An 18939-nucleotide genomic window follows, 5' to 3' on the forward strand; every position below is an offset into this window, starting at 1 on the left:
ACATGTTAAATAAATGGATTGACTCACGGCTGCAATATCCGCTAGCCATAATTTAATTAACATATCAAACAAACGCGGAGCGGGCCATGCCGCATATCCACATTGAATATTCCGGTAATCTGGAACAGGTGGTGGACATCGGCGGCCTGTGTGATGCGCTCAGGGCTTCGGCTGCGGATATCGACGCCCTCCCCCTGCCCGGCATTCGCGTTAGAGCCATTCGCGTGGATCACTATGCAATTGCCGATGGCAACCCCAAACATGGGTTCATCGACATCTCGGTCCGCTTGCGCGAGGGCCGCGCGACCGAAGTCAAACGCGACGTGATCACGAAGGTGTTCGACGCTGCCCGCGCCTATCTCAGACCGGCGATGGAGTCGCATTCGATCGCGCTGTCGGCCGAGCTGCGCGAGATCGACGCTGAACTTGCCCCAAAATGCGGTACGATCCGCGATCATCTGGAGGGATGATGATGTCTGCGCTGGAAAAGAACTTAGAAAAACTGGACGGCTTTCTGGCACGTTTCCGAGATGGCGGCATCCCGAACCGGATAGGCGGGAAAGACCAAGCCGGTTCTGGCGGCAGCTTTGACACCATCTCTCCGGTCGATAAAAGCGTCATCTGTCAGGTGGCCCAAGGCAACGCGGCGGATATTGACGCAGCCGCCAACGCTGCAGCGGATGCCTTTGCCGAATGGCGGGACATGCCTGCCATCCAACGGCGCAACATCCTGATCCGAATAGCCGACGCCATTGAAGACCGCGCAGAAGAGATCGCTCTGTGCGAGTGCTGGGATACTGGGCAGGCACTGAAATTCATGTCCAAGGCGGCCTTGCGAGGGGCCGAGAATTTCCGCTATTTCGCGGATCAGGTCGTGCAGGCGCGCGACGGTCAGCACCTGAAATCCCCGACCCTCATGAATATCACCACCCGCGTGCCCATAGGTCCGGTTGGAGTGATCACGCCATGGAACACGCCGTTTATGCTGTCCACATGGAAGATCGCCCCCGCGCTGGCGGCGGGATGTACGGTGGTTCACAAACCGGCTGAAGCCAGCCCGCTAACCGCACGCTTGCTCGTGGAAATCGCGGAAGAAGCAGGCTTGCCATCAGGCGTTCTCAATACGGTGAACGGGTTCGGCGAAGACGCAGGAAAAGCCCTGTGCGAGCACCCGAAGATCCGCGCAATCGCTTTCGTCGGCGAAAGCCGCACCGGCAGCCTGATTACCAAACAGGGGGCAGATTCACTCAAGCGAAACCATCTAGAGCTTGGTGGTAAGAACCCTGTCATCGTGTTCGACGACGCCGATCTGGACCGCGCTTTGGATGCTGTGATCTTCATGATCTATTCGATCAACGGGGAACGCTGCACCTCATCCTCGCGCCTGCTGGTGCACGATACGATCCGCGAGGAATTTGAGGCGCGATTGGTCGAAAGGGTGAACAACATTCGGGTCGGGCATCCGCTGGACCCGACCACTGAAGTCGGCCCGCTTGTGTCCGAGGAACACTTCACCAAAGTCACCTCGTATTTCGACGTCGCCAAACAAGATGGCGCGACCATTGCCGCGGGTGGCGAAACGTTTGGTGAAACGGGCTATTTCGTAAGGCCTACCCTGTTCACCAACGCCACCAACCAAATGCGGATTGCGCGCGAGGAAATTTTTGGCCCCGTCCTGACCTCGATCCCGTTTTCGACCGAAGACGAGGCATTGCAGATCGCCAACGACACGCCCTACGGGCTGACCGGGTATCTTTGGACCAACGACCTGACGCGCGCGCTACGATTTACCGACAAGCTCGAGGCCGGGATGATCTGGGTGAACTCAGAGAATGTCCGCCACCTGCCGACCCCATTCGGCGGTGTAAAATCCTCGGGCATCGGTCGGGATGGCGGCGACTGGTCTTTCGAATTCTACATGGAACAAAAACACATCGGCTTTGCGACAGGTCAGCACAAGATCGCCCGACTGGGTGTCTGACCCGTATCGCTACGCCCAATCGAAACCCCGAGTTCACCTGGAGTTTGCCATGCCAGTCCCCGCTCCGAACCTCTATCCGGATTTCAACACGATCCGCCTTAGCCATGTCTGTCTGAATGTTGCTGATCTGGACCGGTCTCGCGCTTTTTACGTCGACCTCTTTGGCCTTCAGGTGTCAGAGAAAACCGACAGCCATATCTACCTTCGTGCGCTCGAAGAACGGGGTCATCACAGCGTCATCCTGCAGAAATCAGATCAGCCCGGAACTGTCGAAGTTATGGGTTTCAAGGTCTTTGACGAGGCCGATCTGGACCGCGCCGAGGTCTGGTTTCGGGACCAAGGTCGCCCCACTCAATGGATCCACCGCCCACATCAGGGCCGCACGCTGCTAACGTCGGACAACATCGGAATTCCGCTGGAGTTCTATCACAAGATGGAGCGGCTGCCGACGATCCATCAGGAGTATGCCCGCTATCATGGCGTCCGGCCCTTGCGGATCGATCACTTCAATTGCTTCAGCCCCAATGTGGACGAAAGCGTCGCGTTCTATAACCTGATGGGCTTTCGCGTGACGGAATACACCGAGGATGAGGACAGCAAACGCCTGTGGGCCGCTTGGTTGCACCGCAAGGGTGGTGTGCATGACATGGCCTTTACCAATGGGACGGGGCCGCGGATGCATCACGTCGCCTTCTGGGTCGCCAACCCGCTGCATATCATCGATCTGCTGGATGTTATGGCGACAACCGGCTATGTCGAAAACATCGAACGCGGTCCCGGTCGGCACGGGATTTCGAACGCGTTCTTCCTTTATATCCTTGACCCGGACGGTCACCGGATCGAAATCTACAGCTCGGACTATCAGACCCTGGACCCGGATCACGAGCCGCTGAAATGGGACCTGAAAGACCCGCAGCGCCAGACACTCTGGGGGGCCCCTGCTCCGCGCAGTTGGTTCGAACACGGCACGCAGTTTGTCGGTGTCGAAACACGCACCGCGGAGCTGGCGGCGACGCCGATCATCGCGCCCTGAGGAGAGCGGAATGAACTGGGACGAATTCAGTCACTGGGGCAAGCACATTGCCGACTGGGCGGCGGATTACCACAAAGGCCTCGCCGATCTGCCGGTTCGGGCGCAGACGGCCCCAGGTGAGATCGCCGCGCAACTGCCGGATGCGCCACCGGACGGTGCCGAGGCCATGGACACCATCATGGCCGATTTCGAGTGCATCGTGATGCCGGGCATGACCCATTGGCAGCATCCCCGGTTCTTCGCCTACTTCCCGGCCAACGCAGCGCCGCCGTCCATGCTGGCGGATATGCTGATCACGACAATCGCTGCGCAATGCATGCTATGGCAGACCTCTCCGGCGGCGACCGAGATGGAGGGCGTCATGGTGGACTGGCTGCGACAAGCGCTTGATCTGCCATCAGAATACACCGGAGTCATTCAGGATAGCGCATCCTCGGCCACGCTCTCGGCGGTATTGACCATGCGTGAACGGGCAACGGGGTTCACCGGCAATCGCGATGGGCTGAACGGCAAGGGCGATCTGCGGATTTATTGCTCGGAACAGGTGCATTCCTCGATTGACCGGGCCTGCTGGGTGGCTGGCATTGGGCAGAACAACCTGATCAAAATTCCGACCACCGGGCCTCGGTTTTCGATGGATACAGATGCCTTGAGGAGGGCGATTACCGAAGATCGCGCTGCAGGGCATATCCCTGCGGGGATCATTGCGGCCACTGGCGGAACCGGCGTTGGAGCCAGCGATAGTCTTGCTGATGTGCTGGCGGTGGCTCGTGCCGAAGACCTCTACACGCATCTGGATGCCGCTTGGGCGGGCGCGGCGATGATCTGCCCCGAATTCCGGGGCGATTTCTGGAACGGAGTCGAAGGCTATGACAGCATCGTCTTCAATCCCCATAAGTGGCTGGGTGCGCAGTTCGACTGCTCGGTTCAGTTCCTGCGCGATCCGACGCCCCAGCTCAATACGCTGAAGATCGAACCAGAATACCTCAAGACGACCGGCGCCGAAGTGACCAATTATTCGGAATGGACCATCCCTCTTGGCCGCCGGTTCAGGGCTTTGAAACTGTGGTTTCTGATCCGATCCTACGGCTTGGACGGTTTACGTCAGCGCATTCGCAACCACGTGGCTTGGGCCAGTGAAGTTTGCGGGGAAATCCGCGCGATGGATGGGTTTGAAATCGTAACCGACCCCATTCTAAGCCTGTTTTCCTTCCGCTGCCCCGGTGACGACGCGGCCCAACAACGATTGGTGGATGCCCTGAACGACGACGGGCGCATCTATTTGACCCAAGGAATGTTCGACGGGCGCAAGGTCATTCGGTTTCAGGTCGGCCAGTTCGACACGACGCGAGATCACGTCATGATGGCCCCGGCGATCATCCGCGACGTGTGGGGAGCATTGCAATGAAGTTCGCAACCTTTTCAGCCGACGGCCAGATGCATTACGGTGCGGTCACCGAGGGCGGAATGATCGCGTTGGACGGTGACTTTCCCCATTGGCCCTCCCTGCTGGATGTCGTCAAGGCCGACGCATTGGGGGAACTGGCAACAGCAGCTCAAAGCAAACCTGTGTCTCATACCGAGTTTCGGTACGAGATGGTTTTGCCCAATGCCACGCGCATTCTGTGTGTTGGCGTCAACTTCCCGGACCGAAACGCCGAGTACAAAGATGGCAGTGCCCAACCGGACTATATGTCCTTGTTCCCACGCTTTGCCAGCGGCTTTACGGGGCACGAGCGCCCGCTGATCCGGCCGCCAGAGAGCGACAAACTCGATTATGAGGGCGAAGTGGCTGTCGTGATTGGCAAAGGCGGGCGCAGGATTGCGCAGGTAGATGCCTATGACCACATCTCGGCGCTGACGCTCTGCAACGAAGGCACGATCCGCGACTGGGTGCGGCACGCAAAGTTCAACGTCACGCAAGGCAAGAACTGGGACCGCTCGGGCGCGATGGGGCCTTGGCTGGTTCCCTTCACGGACGCGGCACAATTGGATGATGCGCGCATTCAGACCCGCGTGAACGGCGAATTGCGGCAAGACGATACGCTTAGCCGGATGATGTTCCCGATCCGGCGCGAGATCGAATATATCTCGACCTTCATGACATTGCAGCCCGGTGACATCATCGTCACGGGCACCCCCACGGGTGCGGGTGCCCGGTTTGACCCACCCCGGTTCCTGAAGCCCGGCGATGTGGTCGAGGTGTCCGTCGACGGCATCGGCACTCTGCGCAACACGGTCGAGGATGAGGCACCATGACCCCCCAAGATCACGAACGCGCCGCCGCCGATCTTTTGCAGGCGGAACGAACCGGAGACCAGATCGGTCTTTTGACCCTGCGCCACCCCGAGATGGGTATGGACGACGCTTACGAGGTTCAGAAGGCCATCCATCGCCAGAAACTTGCAGAGGGGCGCAGGGTGATCGGATGGAAGATCGGGCTGACCTCAAAAGCGATGCAATACGCGTTGAGTATCGACATTCCCGATAGCGGTATTCTGTTTGACGATATGGTCTTTGAAAATGGCAATCAGGTCCCCGCTGGCCGGTTCATCCAGCCAAGAATTGAGGCCGAGATCGCGTTCGTCATGAAGGCACCGCTCAGCGGTGCGGATGTGACGCGCGAAGATGTCATAGCGGCGACCGATTACGTTGCTCCATCCATCGAAATTCTGGACACGCGCATCCAACACACGGACCCGGACACCGGTAAAGCGAGAACCGTCTTTGACACGATCAGCGACAATGCAGCAAACGCAGGTGTCGTGCTGGGCAACCAGCGCCATGCGGTTGACGCATTTGACCTCCGCTGGGTCGGCGCATTGACGTTTCGCAATGGCGAGATCGAGGAAACCGGATTGGGCGCTGGCGTCCTGAACGACCCCGTGGAAAGCGTGGTCTGGCTGGCACGCCGCATGGCGCAATACGGACAGAAGATTGAAGAAGGTCACGTCATCCTGTCTGGAAGCTTCATCCGACCGATCGAGTGCCCGTCCGGGAGCGAAATCCAAGCGGATTTTGGATCATTCGGAAAAGTAAGCATCGGATTTGACTAGGCTGGTGCGTCGCAGTGCATTTAGCAAACTGGATATCGCGTGAAGCATAGTCAGTGCATGACCCAGAGCGCCTGACTGGTGAATTCACCAATCAATGCGCATCCGGGCCTTTTTGCACGGCTTCAGATCGGGAAGATCACTTTCTGGGAACCCACCCGGGACGCCGGAACACGTAGCCAATGGCTTCACCAAAGGTCCTTGCGCCTCTGATATCTCGGAACAATTGCGGCCATTCCGAGAACCAAACAGCTATTGGATTTCGACTGTCAAAATCGCGGGTCAAACCGTAGCGTGGCGTTTCTTCCTCAGCCTGGAATGTGTTCCAGATACGATCCCAAATGATCAGGATGCCTCCATAGTTTTTGTCCAGGTATTTGTCGTCACTTCCATGATGGACCCGGTGATGCGACGGGGTGTTCAGCACCCATTCCAACACGCCCAGCTTTCCTATCAACTCGGTATGCAGCCATGTTTGATAGGCCAACACGGTGACCACGCCAAAGATGATCGCCTCGGGTGCAAACCCGGCAAACGCCAGCGGCAGATGTGCGACCAGCGACCAGACACCTTCCAGAGGTCCGAACCTGACGCCCGTCACGATGTTCATGTCCTGAGAAGAATGGTGGACGGCGTGCTGGGTCCATAGAATCCGGACCTCATGCGCGATCCGATGCTCCCAATAATACGTTATATCGGCCAATAGCACGACCAGTGCCAGGCTCCACCATGTCACCGGAATTGACCACGGCATTGCTTGGGCGATGATCCAATACAACCCGTAAGCGCCGGTTAGAATGAACGTTTCGACCAGTATGTAAGGGATTTGCGTCGACGCACTCACCAACATCTCGCCAAAGGTCTTTGCCTTGAACTCGCGCTTGAACACCATTTCGGCGATCTCGATCAGCAAGATGGCTGCACCGATGAGGAAAAACGCCTCATCAATCTGAGTTGTCAGAATTTCAGGATTCACTGGGTTCCCTTTCTCAATCCGGTCGAAAACGTCCGCCACGCCAATTCCGCGGCCTGTTTCGGCGTGGCTTCGCCCGATTGCACCAATGTCCAGGCTGCGTAGATCAGGTTCTCGTAAACCTCGACAATCCAAGCATTTGGCAGATGCGCATCAAACAGCCCTTCGGCTTTTGCGTGCTCAACGTCCTCACAAAGCTCTTTCCTGCTGGCGGCGTAGGCTGCGGCGGTTTCGGGGTCGGCATCGTTGACCTCATTGGCGAGGAACCACTGGCGGCTTGCCAGCGGTACAATTGCAAACAGAGACAGGCGAAACCCCTCAGCATAGCTGTCCGCGTTGTCGGTCGCGTCTGACACCGTCGCCTCAAGTTCGGTTAATGCGACCCGCGCGAGGGCCTGCATCAACTCTGAGCGCCCGGCAAAGTGCCGATGGAGCGTCGCCCGTCCGACACCGGCGCGTTCAGCGATCTCGCCAAGCGATGCAGTTGGGTTTTCGTTAAACAACTCGAACGCGGCTTCGATAATTGCGTCACGTGTATTCAGGCGGAATTTAGTCATGAGACATAGATGTCCCATTTGGGACATCATTTCAATATTCGCCGCAACTCTTTTTTGCAACGCAGATCTATAGCACTGTATTTATTTATGAATTTTAGACCCCGCCAGCCCATCGGCCATCAAAAAACACAGGCTTCACGACTGATCAAAGTTCTTGGAACCGATAAACAAGAGAGTATGTCTAGCGTTCTCGCCTGAATCAGCGTGCCGTCTTTTCACAAAACCAGTTCGACGGATCGAAAAAGAACTTGCGGCAAGATTTTTATTTCGTTATTTCACGAAATATGGAAAAAGAAATCGCAGAACAACTGTCCATTCTAGGCCACCCGCAGCGAATATCGGTGTTTCGCTTGCTGATGCGACGTTATCCCGACGCCGTTCCCGCCGGAGAACTGGGATCGGAACTGGGGATCAAACCCAGCACGCTCTCAAGTTATCTCAATGCGCTGCATCGGTCGGGACTGGTGTCGCAAAAGCGATCCGGCACCTCCCTGCTTTATTCGATCGATATGAACGTTGTACGACACATGTTCGATTTTCTGCTCAACGATTGCTGCCGTGGCCGCCCTGATCTCTGTACCCCCTTTGCACAAGGAAAGAGCACAATGACGGATCGGAAATTCAATGTTTTGTTCATCTGCGTGGGCAATTCCGCGCGTTCGATCTTTGCAGAAACGATACTTCGAGAAACAGCCGGTGATCGTTTCAACGTATTTTCGGCTGGCACCCGCCCCAATTCGGAACTGAACCCATTCGCGGTGCAGGTTCTGAAGGACAAAGGGCACGATACATCCCATCTTCGGGCCAAGAACGTATCCGAGTTTTCCTCAGATAGCGGGCCGGATCTGGATTTCGTTTTCACCGTCTGCAACCAGGCCGCAAACGAAGACTGCCCCGCATGGGAAGGTCAGCCCATTAGCGGCCACTGGGGAATGGTGGATCCGGTCAAGGCAACCGGAACGGATGCCGAGAAGAGCCTGGCCTTTCAGAACGCATACGGAGCCCTAAAGCGGCGGATCGAAGCGTTTTCATCCCTGCCGTTCGAAAGTCTGGATAGGATCGCGTTGCAAAATGCCGTCGATGAAATCGGCAGAACACCTCTTGAGGACACAAAATGACGACTTATGCGGTAAACGGCCTTGGCCGAATGGGAAAGTTGGCGCTGAAGCCCTTGCTTGAAAAAGGCGCTGAAATCGCCTGGATCAATGACGGCGTTGGCGACCCTGAAATGCATGCGCATCTGCTGGAGTTCGACACCGTTCATGGTCGTTGGGATGCCGCGTTTTCTCATGACGCTGAAAGCGTGACCATCAATGGCACCCGGCTGCCGTTTATCGGCACCAAAAACCTCTCTGATCTGCCATTGGACGGCGTCGATGTCGTGATCGACTGCACCGGCGTCTTCAAAACCGAGGCCCAGTTGGCCCCATATTTTGAGGCAGGTGTGAAGAAAGTCGTCGTCTCGGCCCCTGTCAAGGACGGCCCGACCGCGAACATCGTGATGGGCGTGAACGAGGGCACCTATGACCCCTCTGAGCATCACATCGTCACCGCAGCCTCTTGCACCACCAACTGCCTTGCGCCAGTTGTGAAGGTCATCCACGAGAACCTGGGCATCCGCCATGGCTCGATGACCACGATCCACGATGTGACAAACACGCAAACCATCGTTGACCGCCCGGCCAAGGACTTGCGACGAGCGCGCTCGGCCCTGAATTCGCTGATCCCGACCACCACCGGTTCGGCCACGGCTATTACGCTGATTTATCCTGAACTCAAAGGCCGATTAAACGGCCACGCAGTTCGGGTCCCATTGCTGAACGCCTCGTTGACTGATTGCGTCTTCGAGGTTGAGCGGGCAACCACCGCCGAAGAAGTTAACGCGTTCTTCAAATCGGCCGCTGAAGGCGACCTGCAAGGCATTCTGGGCTATGAGACGCGCCCCTTGGTCTCAACCGACTACACCAATGACGAACGGTCCTCGATCGTCGATGCCCCTTCGACCATGGTGGTGAACGGGACGCAGGTAAAGGTCTATGCGTGGTATGACAACGAGATGGGTTATGCCCACCGCCTTGTTGACGTCGCACTGATGGTCGGGGCCTCGCTGTGACTCAACGGCCCGAAGGACTGTCGGCCTATATCGCGGTCACGGCGGCCTATTGGGCCTTTATGCTGACCGACGGGGCCCTGCGGATGCTGGTGCTGTTGCATTTTCATACGATGGGGTTCTCGCCGGTCCAGTTGGCATATCTGTTTGTTCTGTACGAGATCGCGGGGATGGTAACCAATTTGGCCGCTGGCTGGATAGCGGCACGGTTCGGATTGACCTCAACGCTCTACGCAGGGCTTGGGCTGCAAGTCGTTGCGCTGCTGGCGCTGACTCAGCTTGATCCGAACTGGACATTTGCCGTTTCCGTGGCGTTCGTCATGATCGTTCAGGGGGCAAGCGGTGTGGCCAAGGATCTGGCCAAGATGTCGTCCAAGTCGGCTGTAAAACTGCTGGCACCCACCGAGGGCGGGGGCCTCTTCCGTTGGGTCGCTGTACTGACAGGATCCAAGAACGCGGTGAAGGGGCTGGGTTTCCTACTGGGTGCCGCTCTGCTGGCAACGTTGGGCTTTACCTGGGCCGCTCTAGCGATGGCAGTAGTGTTGGCCGCCATTCAGGTGGCCGTTGTCTTGCTGATGCCGCCTGGGCTGCCAAAAGGGCGCAAAGGCGCCAAGTTTTCCGAGGTATTTTCGAAATCCGCAAACGTGAACTGGCTGTCGGCCGCTCGCGTCTTCCTGTTCGGCGCGCGCGACGTGTGGTTCGTGGTCGGTATCCCAATTTATTTCTATGCGGTCCTGTCTGATGGAACCGAAGAAGGCAACCGGGCCGCGTTCTTCATGATCGGGACCTTCATGGCTTTGTGGATCATCCTTTACGGAGGCGTACAGGCCAGCGCCCCCAAGATCCTGCGCGCGACTGAACGGTCCGAGGGCGACTTGATCCGCGCCGCGCGCAGCTGGGCCGCTGCTCTTTTCTGCGTCCCGGCCCTTTTGACTGTCGCAGTTGTGATGGCCGATGGCCCGCAGACATGGCTGACCATCACACTTGTCCTGGGCCTGTTGGCCTTTGGGGCGATCTTCGCTGTCAACTCATCGCTGCATTCCTACCTGATACTGGCATTTACCAAATCGGAACGTGTCACGATGGACGTTGGGTTCTACTACATGGCCAATGCAACGGGCCGCCTGCTGGGCACAGTCTTGTCCGGCCTGACCTATCAGATCGGAGGACTGCCCCTTGTTCTGGGAACAGCGGCGGCAATGGTTGCGCTGGCAGCGTTGACGTCCGGAAAACTGTCGGATGAGGGCAACGAAGCGTATCCGTAGCTACCATTTGCCCAAGTTTGATAGCGAAATGGCTGTCTAGAGACGAACCAAGCGTTCTTCTACAGGTGACGACTGTACGATCGAGGTGTTCGTCGCGCCGAAAGGCACGATCCGGTCAATGACGGCCTCCATCTCCGCGACATCACGCACATGGGCACGCGCGACAAAACAATCCTCGCCGGAGACACGATCACACGCGACGATCTGAGGGGTCTCGCGTATCGCATCGATCATTTTGTTCATCTCGCCGGGAAGCGGACGGGCACGTATGAGAACAGTCAATCCATACCCAAGTTTCGCAGGGTCGATCCGCGCCCCATAGCCGGTGATTACGCCTAAATCCTCAAGACGTCGCACGCGGTCCGCGACACTGGGCGCTGAAAGGCCGACACGGCGGGACAATTCGGCACGAGGAATACGAGCATCCGCCGACAGTTCTTTTACAATCATGGCATCAATCCTGTCCAAGCTCGATCCTTCGAATCGACGGCTATTTTGCCGGTTTCCCCTCTGTTCGCGCGTCAAGCTTGCAGTATTCACGCAACTTCCTCTCATACTTTCTTCCATTTACCTTATATCGCAAACTCAAAGCTTGTGAACTATGCCTCACGCCGCATTCCACCCCAAGACGGATGCTGGCGAGCCAAAGCATAGGCCTCGGACAGCCGTTTGCGGCACCACAACCACAAGGCGTCTGCCCGTTTGACGCAAGAATATCCAAGCGTGTGACACCCCGCGTGATTCGACTTTTTTGCCATTTTGTGAAACAATTAGTCAGCCGTTTATTTTGTTTGGAGTTTTGGGGGATGGTTCGGCTACCTCTTTTTTGTTTGACGTTTTTGATATTCAATTTTGGCATCTGGGCGCCTGACGCAACGGCACAGAACACCGATGAGTCTTCAATGATTGCTGAGGGTTCGGACCAGACGGCGGCTTCGTTGCGGAAAATTTTTGCGCTGTTGGAAGAAGAAATCGCGCGCGCGCAATCCACCCGAGACAGCCTGCTTGATGACATCGAAATTGCCAGCGACGACCTGGTTGCCCTGCGGATTCAGATTTCGGATGCGGATGCACAAAGGCTGGAACACGCGTCCCGAATTGCCGAACTTGAAGAGGCCAGAAATCAGCTCGCCTCCGAGGTTGATAGCACGCGAACCGCCCTGGACGCGCGCCGTTCCGAACTGGCCGAACTTGAGGCACAGGCCAACTCTGGCGAAACCTTGCTGGCTGATCTCAACCTCGAAATCGAGGCCGCGCGAACGGAAGTCGGTGTTCTGGATCAACTGAAACTTGAGGTTCTTGATCTTAAGGCAAGGATAGATTCTGACCGTGAAATTTCCGAAAACCTGAAGTCCGAAGTTGCCGACTTGCAGGGCAAATACGCCGAGGTGGAACGTGTCGACCAGTCGCTGGCGATGGCTCGGGCCAACCTGAGCTCGGCAACGTCGGAATTGTCCAGAAAGCACAACGAACTTGAATCGGTGACGTCCAAACTTGGCGGCAGTCAGGTTAAGCTGGAAACCACCCGGTCAGAATTGTCGCACCTTCAGCAAGAAATGACGGGCGTGACGTCCGAATTGAAACGCCTGCATGGTGCAGTTCAAAAGCGGCGCCAAGAAAAAGAGGCCCTGGAAGCCGCAATCAAAGCGGCAACTGAACGGCAACAGCAAGTCGCCGCAGCGCTGGACCCGTTGCAGCAGGAAGAGGCGCGTTTACGTCAAAATGTTAAGACCTTAGCTGCCAACCAAAGCGCGCTGTCTGATGCGGCCGATGCATCCGTGGCAAAACGCGATTTGGCTGATCAGTCTTACCAGATGCTGCAGGTTCAAAAAGGGTCGGCCGGAGCCGAGTTGATGCGAACAGCCGAGGCACATGCAGCGCTGAAGGCGAACATCGATGAAACCGAAAAGGCCTTGGACGCGCTGAGCGTCGAAAGACAAACTGCCGAAAGTGAACTTGCGTTGGGGACTGAAAGATTGTCCGACTTGCAGGCCCGGATCAACGCGGCGGATCAGACACTGCGCACAACAGTGGAACAAGCAACACGCGCCGAGAGTGAACTTGAACAGGCAGCACAAGCGCTTTCGGAATCGCAGGCGGAAAAGGCGGCGCTGGAAGGCGCAATCGCTGAACACAAGACCGAACTCGCAACCCTTGCAGATGATGTAAAACGCGCGCGCACGGACAGCGCTGCGTCCCGGACCATTTCGCAAGATCTCGCCCGGTTGTTGCAGGATCATCAATCCGCCGAGGACGCGCTGGCAAATGTTCAAAAGCAACTGGCGTCAAGCCGGGCCGAGCGAAAGGAAATCGACACCACGATTACCAACCTAACAATCCGCCGCGAGGCCGCCGAGGCTGAGCTTGCCCGCTTGTCCGACGAAAGCGCCCGCCTGAGGGATGCGGCCCAGGCGGCGGAAGGTGAAAGAGCGGCAGCGCAGACTGCCCTCTCAGACCTTCAGCAGAAGCTATTGTCTTTGCAAGAAGCGAACGATCCGGCGCGTCTGAACGCTGAGCGCTCCATCCTGGAAGACGAGATCGCCAGCGCGCGCGAAACGCTTGAAGGGTTGCAGGCGGACATTGCCACCGGTTCGGCCAAGCGCGCTGAGACGGCGCGGACCATCGAGACCTTGCGCCTAGAACACGAGCAATTGGCAGCCGATGTCGCGGTGTCGAAAGACACGTTAGCACAATCACAGCTTGCAATCACCGAGGCCGAAGGTGTTGTCCAAGAGCTGACCGCCACGCAGCAAGATCTGTTGAACCGGCTCTCCCAGATTCAGGCCCAGGTCGACGAAGGCTCGGTCGCCCAATCCGAGCTGGCAGACGCGCTGTCGCAGATCCGTAAGGAACATGACGATGCCGTCGCCAGTGTGTCTCTGGTCATTCAGGAACGAGACACCGCGCAGTCAGAGCTTTCCGAACTTCAAGAGCGGCGCGTGGACCTTACAGCCACAACAGCCGCCGCACGCGAAGAGCGTGAAAGAATGGTCGCGCTTTTGATGCAAACTTCGGATGAAACCGTTGCGGCAGAAAACGAACTGAGGGCACTGGTGCGCGATGTAGAAACAAAGCGCGCCCAGTTGGTCCAATTGACAACTGAAGTTGAATTGGCAAGTGAGCATGCCTCGGACCAGGAAAGCATGTCGTCGTTGTTATCCGAGATGAAGGCCCAGATTGACACCGCAAGCGCCGAGCTGCGCGACCTGCAAAGCGAAATCGCAGCAGCCCGGGACGATCTGAACCGGCTGAAAACACAAGCGTCGGATGCGGAAACGCGACGTGATGCAGCGGCGGCCCAATTGGCGGAACTGGAAGCCGCCAAAGCCAAAGCCCGACAGGACGTTGAGGCCCTTTCGTCTGGGCAGACCAATGCGACAGCGGACCGATCCGAGACCGAGGACAACGCGGGCACTGCCAGGGTAGAACTGGAATCGTTGCGATCACAAGCCGCAGCCTACCAGGACGAACTGACAAGGCTGACGGCCAGCCTAGAGGAACTGGAACGCCGTGCCATCGATGCGGACACGCGTTTCTCATCGCTGAGCAACCAGTTGGAAACCAACCAGGGCGACGCGTCGGCGACAAGCGACACGCAGACGTCGGCTGCGTCCAGAGACCTTTCGGTTGCGGCCAGACCCATTGAAGATATGCGCGCGCTGTTGATCGACGCCCCAGGTCTGACCGATTTGTCAGACGACATTATCGAAGATTTGATTGCCGAATTGGCAAGTGGCGCATGCGCCGTTGATGCTTTGAAATCCGCAACCGGCGAGATTAACCGCCAAACCCTGCGGCATTTGGTTAGATCGGGAGACATCTGTTAGTTTTTTTAGCTATTTTTGGGAGGGTAAAATGACATTGATTGAAATTGGGAAATTTCTGAGAGGCGTCGCGCTGCTATTTACGCTGAGCTTGTCGGTGCCAGCGGCAGCCTCAGCCTTTGAGCGCAACATTCTGACAGGTGGGCCGACGGGCACCTACATTCAGATCGGCCGCGATATGAGCGACCTTGCTTCGGCCTGCGGCATTGACTTGAAGGTGCGCGAGAGCGCCGGTTCGTTGGAGAATTTTCTGGGCGTCCGCAAACGCCGGCACACACAGTTGGGCATCGTGCAAAGCGATGTATTGGAATACCTCAAAACTTACTCCAGCGAAGACCCCGAGATTGCGCGGGCCATCTTTGGCGTCCGCATCGCCTTCCCGCTTTACAACGAAGAGGTGCATATTCTGGCAAAGCGCGACGTTAATTCTCTGGCCGATCTGACCGGTCGCCGCGTCGCCGTTGGTGTCGAAGACAGCGGCACATTTCTAACCGCATCGCTGGTTCTTGATCTGGCCGGGGTGGTCCCGGCGGAACGGCTGACAATCAATGCTGATACGTCGCTGCAGATGCTGCTTGATGGCAGCATTGATGCGTTTTTCTACGTTGCGGGCGCGCCCACAAAGATCTTTCAGACCGACCAGATTGATCCCGCGAAGCTGCACCTGTTGTCCATCACGGATCCGACCTTGTCAGCGGTTTACACCCCCTCTCGGATCCAAGCGGGCACGTATCCGTTTCAGCAACAGACGATCGATGTTGTGGCGGTCAAGGCGGTGCTCATGACGTATGAATACAATCCCGGTCGCAACGCGTATCATCGCGAGAGCTGCAAGGCGGTGTCTGACGCCGCGCACCTGATTGCAAAGGAATTTCAAGCCCTCAAACAATCTGGCCACCCCAAATGGAACGACGTTGATCTGAACGATATTCCACCGGGCTGGAACATCTCGGAATGTGTGAATCTGGGGTTGAGAGAAGACTATCAACTGACCTGCGGACCATCTTCCGCGCCTGCGCATTCCAGCATCGAAAGCGAAGCCAACGCGGCCTACCGTAACAGAATTTGCGCTGTGATCGGCTGCTGACAATTGCAGACAAACCGCTAAAGGTGGCCTAGTTGGGGCGTATTGCGATCCAGGGCGAGGCCGCCTTTTCTCCGCTGGCTTCATTGAAGGCGATGACACGCCATTGAAGTGCATCATCGGGTGCCGTCAGCCGAATGGCCGAGATCGTCACCGGCTGAACGCCCAAGGCGATGTCGCCGCCATCGCTTGAAAGCTCGACACGGTAGTAGGATGGGTCCGGCCCATGCGTGCTGGTCCAGACAAGCTCGACCGCCCCGCCCGGCAATTTCCCCGAGAACAATTGCGTCGGTTCGGACAACGCGCCGCTTTCGGATGCCACGTTCAGATCCATAAGCCTGTTGACCGCGCCGCGAATATCGGACCCGGCCATTTTGTACCACTCTTTCGCCAGCACAAGGTCAACCGGAACACCTTCGCCGGTCTCGTAAATCTGACCCAGATAATAGGCCGACCGTGCGTGCCCCGAAAGCGCTGCGCGGGCATAGCCAGCAACCGCCGCGTCAGCCGAAGTTTCAGCCAAATCCAGTGCGGCCAGATATTGACTGTCCGCAGACGCATCGGCGTCAGCCAAGGCGTCTGCAATCCGCGCAACTCGCGCCTGTGCAGCGGCCACCAATTGTGGATCGATTGTGGCCGGGACCGGGCGGGTGTCTGACCCCCCTGCCAAATTCTCGAAAATCCCGGACGATGCCGCTTTGATGTTGTCTTTCAGCGCCAGAAAACGGTCGGGTCCGTTCATGTAAAGCAACGAGACCGCCCCGCACAAAAGCGCAGCCCCGACCCCCATGGCGGCCTTGCGACCTGGGCGACCGATCTTTCGACCCCTGGCGCGCCGGGTTTCGTGGATCAAGACGGGCTGTGAATCGGTCGCCGAGGCCTCGGCCTCTGCGGCAATGCTTGACGTATCCGGCTTCGGTTCAGCCGCAGAATCCAGGTCGGCAGGCCGGTTTGGGTCCTCGAACCTGCTGACATGTTCTGGATAAATTTCGTCTATCCCTTGCCGGGCTGCAAATTTAAGAACACGGCTGCAAAGCCCGATGACCCTCGCCGGAACTCCTTCTGTCTGTACGAACACCTCGGAAATGGCACCTTCCGAGAACTTGGCAGCCTGCGGGTCTACTGTTGGCAGGCTTGTTTTCATGAACTCTGCCGCATCATCCTCGCTCATTCCGTTCAGCACGAAAGCGGGGCCGGTAAGGTCAGGTCGTTCGCTCGATAGCACGTCCGTCAATCCTGGACGACCGACGAAAACCAGCTTGAGCATGGGGCGGGATCCGATGTTCTGATCGCAAAGCGCGCAGATCTTTCTAAGGTAGATGCTGGACATCTGGTCGGCATCGTCGATGACCAACACCGGATAGCGGCAGGCAGAGTGTAATTCGTGCAAAAGCTTGGAAAGCTCGATCTGGTTTTGGTCGGTATCGCCGGGGTGGCAGCGGTCCGGGTCGAAAGCAGACAGAACATCGGACATGACCTCGCCCGACAATTCGTTGATGCGGTAAACGACACGCATCGTAATATCGGCAAAACCCTGTGCGGCCAGTTCATGTAACAATCTTGTTCGACCTGTCCCGAACTGGCCAATAAAAACTGTCAAAGGCGCACGGCTTGTGACAGCAAACCGCAATCGTTCAAATGCCAACTTGTGCACCTGACTCCAGTACATTGGACCGTGCTGCGCTTGCCCGGAAAGCGCGCCCACCGAGGACGCCTGTTGCGCTTTAATACCTTTCATGTGCCCCCAAAATTTCGCGCCAAAATCCAAAAAAACAAACAATGCGCTACAAGCCCGACGGCGGCTTGGAAAAGCTTGACCGGATTGAGAAAAACGACCCGTTCACGGCCAAAGAACGTGACGCATTTCCCCAGATTTTTTCGATCCCGGTTCTTTGCCCGCCGGGGCAGCAGCGCCAGTTATTGTGCCGGAAAACAAGAAAAAAATCCAGAAATTACTGAGATCTCCCCCTCCAAATCGCGCAGATTCATGGTTGGGTTGTGCGGCGCCGAATTCCAGTAGCGCCGACGCTGTTCGACGCTACTGGATTTGCCATATTGTTTCCGAAATCCGGTCAGGCCCTGACCTCTCGTTCCATGCGCTCTGCCCACGAGTCGGCCAGATTGGCAAGCACGGTTCTGAATTGTCGCTTTGCCGCGGCAGTAAACAGCGTTTTGACAAGAACGTTGCCCTTTGGTTCAGCCTCGATTCTGATTGCAAAAACGGATCCGCTACCGTTCGGGGCGACGCTCCATTCTCCATGCAAATCGGAAATCGGGTACGGATAGTCATCGGCTTCGGTGTGTATACGGAACCCAAACGCGCGCCCTTCCTCAAATAGATCGCAGGTCTCCAGCCAATTCTCACCTTTCAGGCCGTAACACCGTCGCTGCATCCCGAACCCCTTGCCATCCACTACCTCAACTTTGGCAATGTTGTCAGCGACATCGGCATAGCCAGGATGATCGGTCATGACACGCCAGACCACGTCGCTGGGCGCGTTGACAGGTCGGCTTACCGTTGCCAGCAGTTTTCCCTTGGAGGATGAGACCGAAGCTTGACTGAGCCGCGTCGTAATCGCACGCGCGCCCAGGTATTGACCAAGTGCAAACACGGCCACAAAGACCGCTACTACACCAATCGCGACCCGGCCCATACCAGTAAATATTTGCCCGTAGAACATCAGCAAGGCGATACTGCCCAAAACCCAACCCACATCCATTGCGGTGATCAACATGACCTGGGCCCTGGTGATAAACGGGTTGGTTGCCATCAGACACAAATCCAGCCCGAATATCAGCAGACCAACGGCCAACACTCGCAAAATTGGCGTTTGCCAACCCTCGGGTTCAGCAAACAATTGACCGACAACGGCGTTGGTACCCATCAAAAGAAAAACACCCAACACCAATGAAAACAGGGCGTTAAGCCCGAGGAATCCACGAGAGGTTTTTGAATTTTCCATGACTCAGACTTTCTGATCAGTTAACGGCTGCCCCGATACTGACGTCTGAAGCGACCTTCTCAATTACGTCGCGGGTAATCGACCAGCCGCAGTTTT

The 18939-nt window shown here is 57.0% G+C and carries 17 protein-coding genes; 12 read left to right on the plus strand and 5 right to left on the minus strand.

Annotated elements, in window-relative coordinates; genetic code table 11:
• Positions 1–86 precede the first annotated feature (86 nt).
• From ACR0CR_RS03830 to hpaH, 6 genes are read left to right on the plus strand one after another with little or no spacing between them, the layout of a single operon-like run.
• A complete protein-coding gene (locus ACR0CR_RS03830) occupies positions 87–470 on the plus strand; it encodes a 5-carboxymethyl-2-hydroxymuconate Delta-isomerase (RefSeq protein ID WP_480596895.1) in 384 nt (127 codons plus the stop codon).
• Between the two features lie 2 nt (positions 471–472).
• A complete protein-coding gene (hpaE, locus tag ACR0CR_RS03835; protein ID WP_480596897.1) occupies positions 473–1981 on the plus strand; it encodes a 5-carboxymethyl-2-hydroxymuconate semialdehyde dehydrogenase in 1509 nt (502 codons plus the stop codon).
• Between the two features lie 49 nt (positions 1982–2030).
• Entirely contained in the window at positions 2031–3014 is a 984-nt protein-coding gene (hpaD, locus tag ACR0CR_RS03840) for a 3,4-dihydroxyphenylacetate 2,3-dioxygenase (RefSeq protein ID WP_480596899.1), read from the plus strand.
• Between the two features lie 10 nt (positions 3015–3024).
• Positions 3025–4422: a pyridoxal phosphate-dependent decarboxylase family protein gene (locus ACR0CR_RS03845; RefSeq protein ID WP_480596901.1), complete on the plus strand. Its 1398-nt coding sequence runs from the start codon at positions 3025–3027 to the stop codon at positions 4420–4422.
• Positions 4419–5273 carry a fumarylacetoacetate hydrolase family protein gene (locus tag ACR0CR_RS03850; RefSeq protein ID WP_480596902.1) on the plus strand — a complete coding sequence of 285 codons (855 nt, stop codon included), beginning with the start codon at positions 4419–4421 and terminating at the stop codon, positions 5271–5273. The genes ACR0CR_RS03845 and ACR0CR_RS03850 overlap by 4 nt, the downstream gene beginning before the upstream one ends.
• Positions 5270–6070, plus strand: coding sequence for a 2-oxo-hept-4-ene-1,7-dioate hydratase (hpaH, locus tag ACR0CR_RS03855; protein WP_480596904.1), 801 nt, complete (start codon positions 5270–5272; stop codon positions 6068–6070). The genes ACR0CR_RS03850 and hpaH overlap by 4 nt, the downstream gene beginning before the upstream one ends.
• A 136-nt stretch (positions 6071–6206) precedes the next feature.
• Here hpaH and ACR0CR_RS03860 read toward each other — a convergent pair whose 3' ends face one another.
• Positions 6207–7082, minus strand: coding sequence for a sterol desaturase family protein (locus ACR0CR_RS03860; RefSeq protein ID WP_480596906.1), 876 nt, complete (start codon positions 7080–7082; stop codon positions 6207–6209).
• Positions 7040–7597, minus strand: coding sequence for a TetR/AcrR family transcriptional regulator (locus ACR0CR_RS03865; protein ID WP_480596908.1), 558 nt, complete (start codon positions 7595–7597; stop codon positions 7040–7042). The genes ACR0CR_RS03860 and ACR0CR_RS03865 overlap by 43 nt, the downstream gene beginning before the upstream one ends.
• 284 nt (positions 7598–7881) lie before the next feature.
• On the opposite strand from ACR0CR_RS03865, the gene ACR0CR_RS03870 reads away from it, so the two are divergent.
• The 3 genes from ACR0CR_RS03870 to arsJ are packed head-to-tail and all read left to right on the plus strand — an operon-like array spanning position 7882 to position 10972.
• The gene (locus ACR0CR_RS03870) at positions 7882–8715 is read left to right on the plus strand and encodes an arsenate reductase/protein-tyrosine-phosphatase family protein (protein ID WP_480596910.1); all 834 of its coding nucleotides are present in this window, start codon (positions 7882–7884) and stop codon (positions 8713–8715) included.
• Complete coding sequence (locus ACR0CR_RS03875) at positions 8712–9710, plus strand: ArsJ-associated glyceraldehyde-3-phosphate dehydrogenase (protein ID WP_480596912.1); 999 nt, start codon at positions 8712–8714, stop codon at positions 9708–9710. The genes ACR0CR_RS03870 and ACR0CR_RS03875 overlap by 4 nt, the downstream gene beginning before the upstream one ends.
• Entirely contained in the window at positions 9707–10972 is a 1266-nt protein-coding gene (gene arsJ, locus ACR0CR_RS03880) for an organoarsenical effux MFS transporter ArsJ (RefSeq protein ID WP_480596914.1), read from the plus strand. The genes ACR0CR_RS03875 and arsJ overlap by 4 nt, the downstream gene beginning before the upstream one ends.
• 36 nt (positions 10973–11008) lie before the next feature.
• Here arsJ and ACR0CR_RS03885 read toward each other — a convergent pair whose 3' ends face one another.
• On the minus strand, positions 11009–11512 hold the full coding sequence (locus tag ACR0CR_RS03885) for an Lrp/AsnC family transcriptional regulator (RefSeq protein WP_480596915.1): 504 nt from the start codon (positions 11510–11512) through the stop codon (positions 11009–11011).
• 362 nt (positions 11513–11874) lie between these two features.
• Here ACR0CR_RS03885 and ACR0CR_RS03890 point away from each other — a divergent pair, with 362 nt between their 5' ends.
• Positions 11875–14799 (plus strand): coiled-coil domain-containing protein, encoded by a 2925-nt coding sequence (locus ACR0CR_RS03890; protein ID WP_480596917.1) that lies wholly within the window; start codon positions 11875–11877, stop codon positions 14797–14799.
• A gap of 28 nt (positions 14800–14827) precedes the next feature.
• The gene (locus ACR0CR_RS03895; protein WP_480596919.1) at positions 14828–15883 is read left to right on the plus strand and encodes a TAXI family TRAP transporter solute-binding subunit; all 1056 of its coding nucleotides are present in this window, start codon (positions 14828–14830) and stop codon (positions 15881–15883) included.
• Positions 15884–15911: 28 nt separating this feature from the next.
• Here the strand turns inward: ACR0CR_RS03895 and ACR0CR_RS03900 are convergent, their stop codons facing one another.
• The gene (locus tag ACR0CR_RS03900) at positions 15912–17618 is read right to left on the minus strand and encodes an AAA family ATPase (protein WP_480596921.1); all 1707 of its coding nucleotides are present in this window, start codon (positions 17616–17618) and stop codon (positions 15912–15914) included.
• A gap of 41 nt (positions 17619–17659) precedes the next feature.
• On the opposite strand from ACR0CR_RS03900, the gene ACR0CR_RS03905 reads away from it, so the two are divergent.
• Complete coding sequence (locus ACR0CR_RS03905; RefSeq protein ID WP_480596923.1) at positions 17660–17839, plus strand: hypothetical protein; 180 nt, start codon at positions 17660–17662, stop codon at positions 17837–17839.
• Positions 17840–17952: 113 nt separating this feature from the next.
• On the opposite strand, the gene ACR0CR_RS03910 is transcribed toward ACR0CR_RS03905, so the two are convergent.
• Complete coding sequence (locus ACR0CR_RS03910) at positions 17953–18843, minus strand: SRPBCC family protein (protein ID WP_480596925.1); 891 nt, start codon at positions 18841–18843, stop codon at positions 17953–17955.
• Between the last annotated feature and the right edge of the window lie 96 nt (positions 18844–18939).

The organism is Ruegeria sp. AM2 (genome assembly GCF_056540685.1).